The following is a 13,116-nucleotide window of genomic DNA, read 5'->3' on the forward strand; positions in this document are numbered from 1 at the left end:
AATGACATCTGAAAGTGCGCTACTCTCTGATATCGCGCTGGTACTGATAGTAGCCGGAACGTGCGCTGTCTTATTCTCAAAACTTAAGCTACCAGCAGTAATTGGCTATTTGGTCGCTGGTATACTACTTGGGCCGCATACTCCCTCAATCGGAGTTGTGCAAAATGTCGAATCCGTCAATCTGATGGCGAGCCTTGGTGTTATTCTGTTGATGTTCTCGATTGGTCTAGATTTCAGCCTTAAAAAACTTCGCAAGATTGGTCTTTTTTCCGTTATCGCCGGTTCAATTGAAATCCTCATTATGATGTCGCTTGGATACACCCTCGGAAATTTCCTTGGCTGGTCACATTCAGAGGCAATATTTCTAGGTGCGGTAATGTCGATTAGTAGCACCGCCATTATCATTAAAGTTCTTTCTGATCTAGGTAAGCTGGAGGATGGTTCGACTGAGGCGGTAATAGGGATACTTATTGTCGAAGATTTTGTGGCGGTCATGATACTGACACTGGCGGCTCCTACTACGAGTGGCCAGCATGTGAATGTAGAAGCTATTATGACAATGATTTTGAGCATCATCATCTTTGCTCTTGTCGGCATCATTCTTGGAGCGGCAACAATTCCAAGGATTATCGATTGGATTGCTAAGAAACATTCTGATGAGACTTTGCTTCTCGTGTCGCTAGGCATGTGCTTTGCAATGTCGCTCATTTCAATAGTTATCGGATTGAGCGTTGCAATCGGTGCATTTCTCATGGGGGCAATAATATCGCAATCTGACTATGTAGAAAGAGTCATTTTGAAAATAACACCTATAAAAGAAATGTTTGTCGCAATTTTCTTCGTCTCAATTGGCATGCTCATCGTCCCTGCCTACCTCGTAGAGAATTTGCTAGTTGCAATATTTATTGCAACGATCTTCATGATTGGGAAAGCGATAAGCGTAAGCTTTGCAAGCTACGTTGCAAATCTAGACATTCGCACATCTTTTCATGCTGGGTTAAACATGATTGTGATGGGAGAATTCTCATTTATCATTGCCAAGATGGCGGTTGATACCGGTGCCGCAGGTGAATTCTTCTACTCAACAGTTATCAGCATAGCGCTCATAACAGCACTTGTGTACCCTCTTAGCGTAGCGAAGTCGGATACGATTGTTGATATCTTTGAGAAGCGCACACCAAGATCTGTCAAAGCGGCGTTGAGCCTCATTGAAAGATTGCGCGCTGCCATGAGGGAAAAAATTGCTTCCTCTAACGATCTCAGAAAGAGTATCATGAAAGACATCAAATGGATTTTCATAGATATGACCATTATATTCGTCGTCACAGCAGCCGCAAATTATCTGTACAACTACACTGGTTTGATGCACGACCTGTCGGGCGTATCACCATTTCTCCCGTTGCTGCTGGTGAGCAGTATAACTGTCATTCTTCTTATTCCTCCTATTTACAGCATAGTAAGGCGCATCAGGGCAATCGTTGGGGTTGCTGTACATATCGTTTTGGAAACTGGAAGCTACAACAGTATAGGAAAGAAGATGATCGAGAAAGTTTTCATGAATTTATTCACGATCTTCATCGTCATAGTCTCATTTGTATACCTACTTTCCATCGTCCCAATTCCGCCAAATATGCCATACATTTCACCTCTCGTAGTGATTTTTGTTGGTATCGGTGTTGCCCTCGTTTTCAGAAGTACATTGAAGTCCGTTCATCAGAAAATGTCAGTTTTGCTTTCAAAAGGTATAATGGATGAAAGAGAGGATTCCAGAAGAATAAAATAGGAAAAGCCGCTTTTTCAATCTGGTATACGGGAAAAAATGCTGTGGAGGTTGAATCAAAGTGAAAATCGCACATATCTCAGACACTCATCTCGGTTACACAGCTTATTCAAAGGTGGACGAGGAAACTAGCCTCAACCAAAGAGAGATCGATGTTTTCAATGCATTTAGGCGCGTTATAGATGAAATCCTCAAAATAAAACCCGATCTTGTTCTCCATTCAGGTGATTTGTTCGATTCTGTTCGGCCAACAAACAGAGCGCTTTCTTTTGCAATTGAACAGATGCTACGCGTTACTGAGCAGGGAATTCCTATTATTGTTATTGCTGGGAATCATTCAACCCCACGGCTTCAGGAAACTGGAAGCGTTTTCAGAATATTTGAACACATAAAGGGAATCGTGCCTGTTTATAAGGGGTCTTACGAGAAAGTTCAGATTGGCGACGTCGCCATTCATGCAATTCCTCACTGCGAAAATGATCTCATGAGAAGAAATATTGAAAAGATAGAATTGGACAAGGGTGCAAAATACAACATAATGATGATGCATGTGGGCGTGATAGGATTAGGAGTTTTTCGTATGGATGAATTCAATGAGACGGTCATCCAGTCCTCATATCTGAAGAGAGAATTTGACTACATAGCACTTGGTCATTACCATGGCTTTTGTGAGGTCATAAACAATGCATTCTATGCAGGTTCAACGGAAAGGCTATCATTCGCAGAGGCAAATCAGAGGAAAGGATTCATTGTTTTGGATCTTGGCGAATGCAAGAGAAAATTCATAGAGATTCCAACGAGGGAAATGATTGACCTACCAGTCATCGACGCAATGCGGATGGATTCGATTACACTAAAAGAGGAGATCGAAAGAATTGTCGAGTCGCAACCGATAGAAGGAAAGATAGTCAGATTGAAGATCAAGAACTTGCGTAGTTCACTTTACAAAGCTTTGGACTTTGGCTGGATTAGAGAAATGACCAGATCTGCCCTCGTTTTCGATTTGAAATATGATCTCATCCAGGAGAATGTAGCGGTGCAGCAACCAACCGCTGTTGTCCGTTCTCTCCACGAAGAATTCATTTCGTTCTTAGAACGGTATCCATTGGAGGGTGTTAGCAAGGAGTCAATTAAGGAGTTAGGACTTGGCTATCTCCATAGGGGGATGGAACAATCAGATTGAGATATATGGAATTAGTGAACTACAGGAAGTTCAAACACTGTGCCATTGAATTTCCTGACGGTGTCATTGGAATCATTGGTCCAAATGGAGTAGGAAAGTCAAGTCTTATAGAGGCCATCGCCTGGGCAATTTATGGTAATGAAGCACCGATTGTCAGAACGACGAAAGAGGGCGTACTCAGAGCAAATGCTGGACCGAATGAAGAATGTCGAGTTTTTCTTGAGTTCGAGATAGCTGGCGATTTTTACAAACTCGAACGGTCAATGAAAGGTCGAGATCTCAAAGTTGATGCGAAGCTGATAGTCAACAACAAGCCACTTGCGAAAGGCGATAGAATTGTCACAGATGAGCTCACAAGGATACTTGGTATGGATTATAAGGCGTTTTTCATATCAGTTTTTGCGAGACAAAAGGATCTTGCTGCCTTGTCGGAACTGCAGCCGAGCGAAAGAAAGAAACTCATCCTCAGGATGCTCGAAATCGATGTGCTGGACAGCGTAGTTAGTGCAATAAGCAAAGATGTTGACTCGACTAGACGTGAACTGGAAATTATGTCGGCTCATCTGTTAGAGACAGACGGGAAAAAGAAAATAGATAAATTGAACGACGAGCTGAAATCGATGGGTATGAGGCTAAATGAAGAAAAACTAAAATATGAATCCTTAATGGAAAAATTAGCCAGCCAGGAGGAGTTGTTTCGATCAGCAAGAGCTCAGAGAGAAGCGATGAAAAGTAAAGAGCAGTTGTTTATACAGCTAAATCAACGTTGTATTGAAAAAAAGGAAAGGCTGGCCTCCTTCGATCGCAAAAGGAAAGAGCTTGAGGACGAAATCAGAAAACTTCGCAAGATCTCTGAGGAGCTCAGAGGGCTTGAACCAATCTACCTTTCATGCATCGAATTAGAAAAGAAGCGAGAAGAGCTTGATAGAATTCAACAGGCATTTGCAGAATCCAAGAGTACGAAAACCCAGCTTGATAAGGTTAGTCAGAAGATGAATACAATTCAGGCAGAGATTGAGGATAGAAGAAAACGACTAGCTGCATACAAAGACATTGAGAGCCGGATTCAAATCGTGGAAAGAACAATTTCAGAAGTTGAGAAAAAAATTAACGATGCAAAGTCTAACGCGAATATCTTAATATCTGACATTAAAAGAGAATTAGAGAACATCGAAGAAGCAAAGAGAAAACGAAAGGAGATTGCAAATCTTGGGCCTGAGGGGCTGTGTCCAATGTGCGAAAGACCCCTGGGCGAGCAACAGGTTTTGCTCCTCGATAAACTTCAAAGAGAAATAGAGCAGCTTGAGCAACTCATTAGAGAGAAGGAAGGTGAGATAGAAAACAATAGAATTATCATTAGAAAAGAAGAAGAGCGAAAAGAAGTGCTGGAAAAGAGGAGAATTGATCTGCTGAGGAAGCAAAAAGAAGAAATAAAGATCTCCGCAGACATTGAGCATCTTCAGGATGAATTGAGAAAATGCATTTTGGATAGGGATGAGCTGAAAAGAAAATTGGAAACACTTGGAGAAATCTCGTTTAATGAGGCGGAATACGAGCAAATCAAGAATAGAATAAGGAATCTGGAGGGAGAAAAACATCGCTATATAGAATTAGCTGCGCAGCTTAGGCGTCTTCCAGAGGCTGAAAAAGACCTGACGGAAATCAATGAGCGCTTGAGAATTGAAAGAGAATCGCTCGATAAGATCCAAGAGCAAATCGATTCCCTTTGTTATAATGAGAGCGAAGCGAAAGCAGTCTACGACAGTTACGATTCAGCGCTGAGGATGAAGCAAGAAGTTGAGATAGACGTAAAGGAAAAGGAGGGTGATATAAAGCTGATGGAATTTCAGATCAAAACTATTGAGCAGCAGATTGAAGAGATAAAGTCACAGGAGGAAAATCTTCTCATCGGAACAAAGAAACTGGAACAGCTTTCAGCGCTGGGCAATGTAATGAAAGCCTTTAAGGAAAACGTAATGGCAAGAATAGTTCCCACTTTATCTGAAATTTCATCATCCCTATTTAACGAGTTGACAGACTCGAAATTTGCCGGCATGGAGCTTGATGAAAAATACGAAATATATATCTTCGATGGCGGAGAACGATATCCTATCTCGAGATTTTCTGGAGGCGAAGCCGACCTTGCAAATCTTTGCCTAAGATTGGCAATTTCTAGAGTAATCGCAGAGAGGGCTGGCAGTAGCGTCAATTTTCTCATACTCGATGAGATTTTTGGCTCACAGGATCAGGTCAGAAAGCGAAATATCATGAGAACACTAAATCAGTTGTCGAAGCAATTCAATCAAATCATATTGATCACACATATTGAGGACATAAGAGAATTTATGACTCATGTAATCAATGTAATAGAAAAAGAAGACGGAACGAGCGAAATCAGTATTATGGCCTGATTTCACTCACGTGTATCTGTTTCGTAGATTTTTCTTTATTTTTCCCAGATCTTACTGAGATCAACGTGTTCCCTAACGGCTTTGGTGATTAAATCGATCTTCCTTTGATCGTCAGGAGCGATTCTAGCAATCAAATGTTCGACCATTTCAGCCGTGGTTGCCGTGTCGTAACGAACAAGCAGAACCGGAATTTGCTCCTCATAGGCCTTTGCAATTACAGTTTTTTCCGGATAAAGACCACCTGTGAGGATCAAACAGGAAGTATCCGTTGACAATGCTGCAATTTGTATATCGGATCTGTCACCTCCAGTAATTACAGCCTTCCTTGCAACACGCCTCAAATACTTGATAGCGGTTTCGGGCCGCATCGCACCGATCATAACTTCTTCAACGATTTTGTCGAGGCCTTGTTCGCCAACGATGACGTCTGCACCAAGCGCATCTGCAACTTCTTTAACCCGATAATATTTCAATTCGCGGAGAGTAGGGATTGATCCGAGAACTGGAATCCCCTTCTCGGCAAGGAGAGCTTCATATGCCGGATCGTCCGTCTTATTAAGAATGACACCTCTGAAATTGACTTCATATGATTCCATGAGACGCTTCAGCAACCCTACGGATTCAATTGCTTGCGGCTGCGAAGTCGAAACAAGCACTACATCGGCACCGACCGCCTCAGAGAACGCAAGACCTGATACATCGTGTAAATATCCTGTTTGAATGATCCTTGCTCCCTCTATTAACATATAATCACATTCGCATTTCACCCGTTCATATGCGCTGAGAAGTTTATCCATCAATGCGGGTTTGAAGAGATCATATCGAATCGGTGATAATGCTTCTTCGTCCTGTCCCAAATTCAAAGCTTTTTTCATTAAATGCGCATCCATGTCAACAAGCCGATCATCAACGGATATTACGTCTTCCTTGAACGGTTTGAAATATCCCACCCTGCCTGGACAGTTCTTGGCAAGTCCAAGCGACACCATTGTTTTGCCTGCTCTCTCTACCACAGCTCCTAAATAAATCGCTTTCACCTACTCTCCCTCCTAATTGTAACGAGCGCATCTACAGCGCCACAACCTTTTCCTTCATCCCCTACGATTACTGGGTTGATCTCCAGCTCGGAGATTTCAGGGAAGTCCAGTGCTATCTGGGCAACCCTAAATACGACATCTTTAAGTGATTCGATATCGGCAGGCTTCTTTCCCCTTGCGCCCGTGAGTATCGGAAAAGCCTTGATCGATTGAATCATGGTATTGACATCAGATGGAGTCAACGGTGCGATTCTTTGAGATACGTCCTTCAGTATCTCGACAAATATCCCTCCAAGACCAAATGTAATTACTGGACCGAACTGCGGATCCCTGACCATGCCAACGATGACCTCACGGCCAGTAATCATCTGCTGAATTGATATGCCTATTATTCGTGCCCTTGGTGCTATGCTTCTAGTTCGAGATAGTATGATATCGAACTGCTTGCGTACTTCATCAGGTGACTTTATATTGATGGAAACTCCGCCGACATCTGTCTTGTGAAAGATATCCGGAGATACAATTTTCATCACAACAGGGTATCCAAGTCTGTTTGCAATTTCAACAGCCTCTTCTGGTGTTTTAGCAATTCCCTCGCCAGGCACTGGTATTCCATAAGCTCGGAAGATTTCTTTGCCTTCTTCTTCACTGAGTGAGGTCCTCCCTTCTGCTACCACGCGATCGAGCAGTTCTCTTACCTTCTTTGTATCGCCTTTGATCAACACAGGTCCACTCTCTACCCTGATATTTTTAATACGTGCATATCTAACCATTCCGCTAAGTGCGAACATTGCCCTATCAGGCGATTCGTAATTAGGAATCCCCGCTTCGCTCAGTATCTTAATGCCAGCCTCACAATCCTTTCCACCAACAAAAGCTGTAACAATGGGGATCTTCGTCTTTCCAGCAAATGAAGCTATGATTTTTGCAGTCGCAGGGATATCGACGAGATCGGTGGGAGCGAGCATCACTGCAATACATGATACATTTTCATCTTCCATTACAGTCTTAATTGCAAATTCATATCTTGCCGCATCAGCATCGCCTATGACATCAACAGGATTGTAGAAATTTGCCTGCTCAGGCAATCTGCTTTTCAACTTTGAAATAGTTTCGGGGGAAAATGAGGCGAGCGTCAGACCGTGATCAGCTGCAGCATCGGCAGCCATTACGCCTAGTCCTCCTGCGTTCGTTACGATCGCAACCTTATCACCTGTTGGCAGCGGCATATTCGAAAAGACCAGCAGCAAATCAAATAGCTGGTCAATTGTCTTGACGCGAACGATGCCAGCTTGATCCATCGCTGCATCATATACTGCATCGCTACCAGAAAGCGCTCCGGTGTGTGATGAAGCCGCTTTCGCACCGGAGCTAGTTCTTCCCGCTTTTAAAGCGATGATAGGCTTGCTTCTAGTTGTAAGCGATGCTTGACGCATGAACTCAGTGCCACGATCCGTTCCCTCAATGTACATCGCGATGGCTTTTGTGTAGTCATCATTTCGGAGATACGCAAGCAGATCAGCTTCATCGATGTCAACTTTGTTACCAACACTGATGAATTTTGCAAAGCCGATTCTGTTTTGTGAAGCCCAGTCTAAAATTGTCGTGCAGATTGCACCAGATTGCGACATTATGGAAATTGTCCCTTCTTTTGGATAATTTCTTGTAAACGTCGCATTCATATTGTGATGAGTGTTGATCAGTCCGAGGCAGTTCGGGCCAAGAATGTTGATACCATACTTCCTGCCGATCTCTCCCACTTTTCTCTCGAGTTCAGCCCCTTCTTTTCCGCTTTCTTTGAATCCCGAAGTTATAATGATGGCAGACTTAACACCCTTATGGCCTGCCTCTTCCATGATTTTTGGTACTAGTACATTCGGAACAACGACAATCGCAAGGTCGATTTCATCTGGTATAGCAGTCAAGGATGCATAACATTTGAGTCCCAAGATTACATCTGCCTTCGGATTAACAGGGTAGATTCTTCCTTCGAAACCTGAAGCTATAAGATTTTTGACAACAACGTGCCCAACCTTTGTTTCTTCTCTCGCGGCACCGACGACCGCTATGGATTTTGGTTCAAACAACGTTTTCATTTCAAATCTCCCTGCGTCGATTTTGCCTACGCCGAATTAGATACCTATATTTCTAGATTATGTTTCAATTCTGAATCACTCGATACGAGAATCGAACCATATCTGCCGAGTTTCATCTGACTCTGAACCTGTACATCCTTTTGGCGATGAGGTATCGAAAGGAGATCCATCATTTGAAGAGCATTCTTCACTGCTTTTGCACTACCGTGATTATTGAAATAAACCCTAACCTCTGCTGCAGCATTTTTCATTCTTCCGATTCTTTCTTGCCAGGGTCTTAGTTGATCCAAGCTATACAAATAATCGTATCGATTTATTCGAGGATCATCCTCCCTTTCTTCACTGAACCAAATGTCGTAATTACGACCATGAAATCGAATGTAAACATGATTTGATGTCAGTTCATCTATGAAGGGAAATCCGGGCCCATCAACCACCACAATAGCGACCTTATGCTCCCTCAGAATATCTACAACATCTTCAATTACATGCTCTCGAATTCCATCAAGCCATGAATTATGACGGAATTCGATTGCGTACTTGAACTTGTCACACGAGAGTGAATAGAGAAGTGATGAAAGCATTCTAAGCGAGCTATCAGAATACTTGAAATGAGGTGAGAGTTGTAAAAGCGCAGCTCCAAGAAGACCCTTCTCTTCAAGTGGAGAAAGACAAATTCTTTCGAACGAAAGCGCTTGATTGATGGCAGCTTCGCAATCTCCTTGAACCAATGATTCGTGAGTGACGACTCGCGGAATTTTGACCGAAAATTCGAATTCTCCGAATAACAGTCCTTTTGAAATCCATGATCTTACAAGAAATTCGCTCGGCGGTCTGTAGAAGGTGCTGTTTATCTCGACGGTCTTAAAAAACTGCGCATAATATCGCAACCACTCTTCTTTCTTTTTTGCGAGATAAAGAGGGTAGAAACGCCCAATCCAATCGTCGTATGACCAGCCACTGCATCCTATGAGTACACTCATCGTGTTTCTATTGTTCATCTCCCGATAAAAAGTTTCTCAATCGGTTCAAGATGATATTTGGAAGTATGTCGCGATTTTCAAAGGTTGCTACATAAAGCTCTACATCAGACCTCATCTTGATCTCATCAAAGAAATCCTCTTTGCCTTTTTCAGATACCGTTGCTATGACGACATTTTGTGAGTCAAGGGCCAATACTACGAGTGATCTGAACAGCGGCGACAAGACTTCCATTTTTCCAATTTCATCGATTACCACAATCTTCTCAGACCTTATCGCTTCGGCAATTGATGTTACCGCTATATTGTTGATTTCCTGCAGATTCACACCATATTTTCCGACTTTTGGAGCGCCGCTTAGCGAAATGCTAGCCAAAACTCCTGTTTTACCATCGAGCGACACGATTTTAAACCCCACTCTGATTCCTTCAGATCTGATCTCCTCAGTGTAAAATCCTCCGCATCTTTCCCCGAGTTTCTCCACGACTTTCTTAATTACTGTTGTTTTTCCCACTCCTGGTATGCCAGTGATCAGGATATTCTTTGCAAGACCCATTTTTTGCCTCCTACTTTGGAGAGAAACCGGTTGTTGTGCGCATTTTTGGAAGAAGACATCTAAGTTTATATAGTGAACACAGATTAATATCAATTGCCTGAGATGTCTCTGATATTCTCAGGCATACGGGTACCGATAATAATGGGTCGCTCCAGGAACTCCGATGTGACATCGGGTCATGACTGGGGACCAACCCCGGTACTCTACAATCCCCAGCCTGGGTCAATGTGGTGAGTTGGGTGATTCCCTGCGATGACCCAATTTGTTAAGGCTGGGGAACAAAGATTTTGGAATTTATGATAATCGATTGAGATGCCTAAATGATCCTCGAAATGTTAATCATCGAAGAATTCCATTCATTTAACGTTGGTCAGGTTTATTAGAAAGGGTGAATGCAATCGGTGTGGAGATTGCTGCAAACCGCGCTTCGAAATTGATGAAGAGGCCAGAAATTTCTATTTAAATAATGGATTACCAGAGAACGGACAATGCCAGTTTCTGGCACTAATTGATAACGTGTGGACATGCACAATTTATTCAAAGAGACCTTCGTTTTGTGAAGCATTCCCATGGCACCCAGATCAACTCAAGGGACTGCCAAAGTGTTCTTATTATTTCGAATTAGAGAAGGATTAGCGCAGATAGACTGATCCCAACCTCTTACTCCAGAACCAATCGTTATCTGTTGATGCTTCTTCCCTTGCTCTGAGATACTGCTCTATTTTGCACTCCACGTCATCTGCTAAACTGACAGCAACTGCTTCAGGAAAAACGGGAATCTTTGGAGATCCAAATTCAGGCTTTCCGTGATGGCTCAAAATAATATGGCAAATCTTGAGTTTCAGAGAGCGGGGAAACTCGGTGATTGAATCACATGCCCTTGAGATCATTTCTTCTCCTATTACCAAATGTCCCCTGAACATTCCGTCATCCGTTTCTTCGATACTCGTTGAGATGGTATATTCTTCAATTTTTCCCACATCATGTAGAATTGCACCGGCAATGAGCAAATCACGATCTAGGGTTGGAAATAACCTTGATAGGAACTCGCAGAGCTGTGTTACGCGAAGCGTGTGCTCGAGCAGTCCGCCTATCCAAAATCCGTGAATAGACATCGATGCTGGTGAATGCTTAAATTTCTCAACAAACGATTCGTCGGAAAAGAAGTGAACAAGAAGCGATCGGAGGTGAACATTATCCACTTTTCTTATCATCGCATTTAGACTAGAAATCATCTGATCAAGATCTTTATCGCTAACTGCAACGAAATCTCGGACATTGTATTCTCCATCTGGGATCAAATTGATAGAATGTCCTTTATCAGCACTAACCCCAATTTCAAGAACGTTGTTGTACTCTGCAACTGTTCCCTTAATTCTAATTACATCGCCCTCTTTCAGACTCTCGTAAAGTCTTTGAACTGACTCTTCGTCCGCTCCTCCCCAGTACTTTGCATTAATCTGACCGGTCTTATCGCAAATGCGCAACTCAAACATATAACCACGCGCGTATTTTCGGGGTGGCTTTTTGTACTTTATAGAAAAAAGTTCGTCAATTTCTTCTCCAGCGACAAGATTCTTGATAAAGCGTTTCTTTGAAGAGGTAGAATTCATGATTCATCATCTCTCACGCGTCTAAAATCCTTTCGAAAAGATCTTTCTGCTTGTCCAGAGTTTCGCTTTGATAACTTTTTCAACAATTCTTTAGCCTCTATCCAGTTGGGAAACTTTCTCTCGAGCATTCTGAATTCGTTATCATGTCCCGATGTGAGATTGTGCTTGCCAAGCTCGAGATGTAAGAGCTCATGATACAACACATATGATGGCACTGTTACGGGAATTGCGTGCGAGTCAAGAGTCGAACTTATCGCTATCACCTTCATGATTAGGCTGCAGTACCCTACACGACTTCTGTTTCCATTGATGGTCCATGTAATAAATGCATTTGAAGAATCTTGGATGAGACCTTTAGATATCAGTTGGTCACGAATATCTTCAAGATTATATACCGAACCGCTCGGAGAAAGTTTCAGATTTTTGCTCCGTGACAGGTAAATTGGTCTATTCCTTTTTGCAAATTCTTCTGTAGTGATCCATTTCTTGAGAGCATCTCCATATAGGTTGGAGTCTCTACCATAGATGATCCTTCTCATTACTGCATGAATAAACTCAGTAAGGACCTCTTCATCTGCCCACTGCAAGTAGTCCGATATGCACAATTCAATCGCTGTTCCATTCCTTTTCCATTTAGCTTTTAGTTCTTTGAAAGGAGAAAACTCAGCATGGATCAGCTTTACCCCGTAATTCTCTGCAACTGATTCGGAAATAGATTTCAGCTTGCTATCATGTTCTTCATTCAACGATTTCCCTCCATGATTGGCAACAAGATAAGACCATCCGATTCTTCACCTAAACATTCAGTTCGCATTCCAATATAAATCCAGTGCGAATACACGCATACTGCACAAAGGAGTGCATCGATCATATCTCCCGCGGCCGCGAGATTCTGATCCGATAAAATAGATTCTTTCAGTCCTTTTGGTATTCTAATCGAATGTTCCCAGCTTATTATACCATCTAATACTTCCAAAATGCCCTTGCGACGTACTTCCTTCCGGCCTTTTTTGTATCGAGGGACGTTGCCGTTTGTAATTGCGTAAAGAATCCCATATGGGTATACTTCAAAAATCGCCTTTCCTTTTGGATGATGACAATTTCTTAATTCAAAACCAAGTAAGTTCAATTTCGCAACGAGCCGCTCACCACGGCATCCTCCGAATCGCTTGATTGAAAATTGACGATTTGTTGGAAGTAGACGAATACCTCTTGAAAAGAGGATTCTTTCACATTTTCGTAGTCGCCCCTCATCAGGCATCATCAATGGGGCGTCAATTCCAACCCAAGCATCCTCGTTCAAAATCAGCCTTTCAAGAATATCCTCGTCCGTTGTCAGCAATTCGATATCTTCAACTTCCCCATTCAAATTCATCATGCAAACAGCCGTTCCATTGGTTCGAGGAGGATTCATCTTCCACCCTAAATCGATGCCGATAAACTTCATTGCAATACCTATA

General features: G+C 42.5%; 10 protein-coding genes. 3 read left to right on the forward strand and 7 right to left on the reverse strand.

The window, feature by feature from the left end:
- The first annotated feature begins 1 nt into the window (after position 1).
- Genes QW087_05645 through QW087_05655 form a run of 3 tightly spaced genes read left to right on the forward strand, consistent with a single transcriptional unit; the run spans position 2 to position 5,374 of the window.
- Entirely contained in the window at positions 2-1,783 is a 1,782-nt protein-coding gene (locus QW087_05645) for a cation:proton antiporter (GenBank protein MEM2944204.1), read from the forward strand.
- 58 nt (positions 1,784-1,841) lie between these two features.
- Positions 1,842-2,963, forward strand: coding sequence for a metallophosphoesterase (locus tag QW087_05650; protein ID MEM2944205.1), 1,122 nt, complete (start codon positions 1,842-1,844; stop codon positions 2,961-2,963).
- 14 nt (positions 2,964-2,977) lie between these two features.
- Positions 2,978-5,374: an SMC family ATPase gene (locus tag QW087_05655; GenBank protein ID MEM2944206.1), complete on the forward strand. Its 2,397-nt coding sequence runs from the start codon at positions 2,978-2,980 to the stop codon at positions 5,372-5,374.
- A 35-nt stretch (positions 5,375-5,409) separates the two neighbouring features.
- Here the strand turns inward: QW087_05655 and QW087_05660 are convergent, their stop codons facing one another.
- From QW087_05660 to QW087_05690, 7 genes are all read right to left on the reverse strand, one after another.
- Positions 5,410-6,411, reverse strand: a complete 1,002-nt coding sequence (locus QW087_05660) for a DRTGG domain-containing protein (GenBank protein MEM2944207.1) — start codon at positions 6,409-6,411, stop codon at positions 5,410-5,412.
- Positions 6,408-8,507: an acetate--CoA ligase family protein gene (locus QW087_05665; protein ID MEM2944208.1), complete on the reverse strand. Its 2,100-nt coding sequence runs from the start codon at positions 8,505-8,507 to the stop codon at positions 6,408-6,410. Before QW087_05665 ends, QW087_05660 begins: the two co-directional genes overlap by 4 nt.
- A 44-nt stretch (positions 8,508-8,551) precedes the next feature.
- Positions 8,552-9,490, reverse strand: coding sequence for a DUF72 domain-containing protein (locus tag QW087_05670; protein MEM2944209.1), 939 nt, complete (start codon positions 9,488-9,490; stop codon positions 8,552-8,554).
- A 7-nt stretch (positions 9,491-9,497) separates the two neighbouring features.
- Positions 9,498-10,043, reverse strand: a complete 546-nt coding sequence (locus tag QW087_05675) for an NTPase (GenBank protein MEM2944210.1) — start codon at positions 10,041-10,043, stop codon at positions 9,498-9,500.
- A 632-nt stretch (positions 10,044-10,675) separates the two neighbouring features.
- Complete coding sequence (locus QW087_05680) at positions 10,676-11,656, reverse strand: HD domain-containing protein (GenBank protein MEM2944211.1); 981 nt, start codon at positions 11,654-11,656, stop codon at positions 10,676-10,678.
- Complete coding sequence (locus QW087_05685; GenBank protein ID MEM2944212.1) at positions 11,653-12,402, reverse strand: hypothetical protein; 750 nt, start codon at positions 12,400-12,402, stop codon at positions 11,653-11,655. The genes QW087_05680 and QW087_05685 overlap by 4 nt, the downstream gene beginning before the upstream one ends.
- Positions 12,399-13,103: a DUF429 domain-containing protein gene (locus tag QW087_05690; GenBank protein MEM2944213.1), complete on the reverse strand. Its 705-nt coding sequence runs from the start codon at positions 13,101-13,103 to the stop codon at positions 12,399-12,401. The genes QW087_05685 and QW087_05690 overlap by 4 nt, the downstream gene beginning before the upstream one ends.
- Between the last annotated feature and the right edge of the window lie 13 nt (positions 13,104-13,116).

This window comes from Methanomassiliicoccales archaeon, assembly GCA_038850735.1.
In the GTDB taxonomy this organism is placed as follows: Archaea; Thermoplasmatota; Thermoplasmata; order Methanomassiliicoccales; family JACIVX01; genus JACIVX01.

Excerpts from the sequence above, each read along its gene's own strand:
- QW087_05645 (MEM2944204.1), top strand. The coding sequence starts at position 2 with ATGACATCTGAAAGTGCGCTACTCTCTGATATCGCGCTGGTACTGATA.
- QW087_05665 (MEM2944208.1), bottom strand. The coding sequence starts at position 8,507 with ATGAAAACGTTGTTTGAACCAAAATCCATAGCGGTCGTCGGTGCCGCG.
- QW087_05670 (MEM2944209.1), bottom strand. The coding sequence starts at position 9,490 with ATGAGTGTACTCATAGGATGCAGTGGCTGGTCATACGACGATTGGATT.
- QW087_05675 (MEM2944210.1), bottom strand. The coding sequence starts at position 10,043 with ATGGGTCTTGCAAAGAATATCCTGATCACTGGCATACCAGGAGTGGGA.
- QW087_05680 (MEM2944211.1), bottom strand. The coding sequence starts at position 11,656 with ATGAATTCTACCTCTTCAAAGAAACGCTTTATCAAGAATCTTGTCGCT.
- QW087_05690 (MEM2944213.1), bottom strand. The coding sequence starts at position 13,103 with ATGAAGTTTATCGGCATCGATTTAGGGTGGAAGATGAATCCTCCTCGA.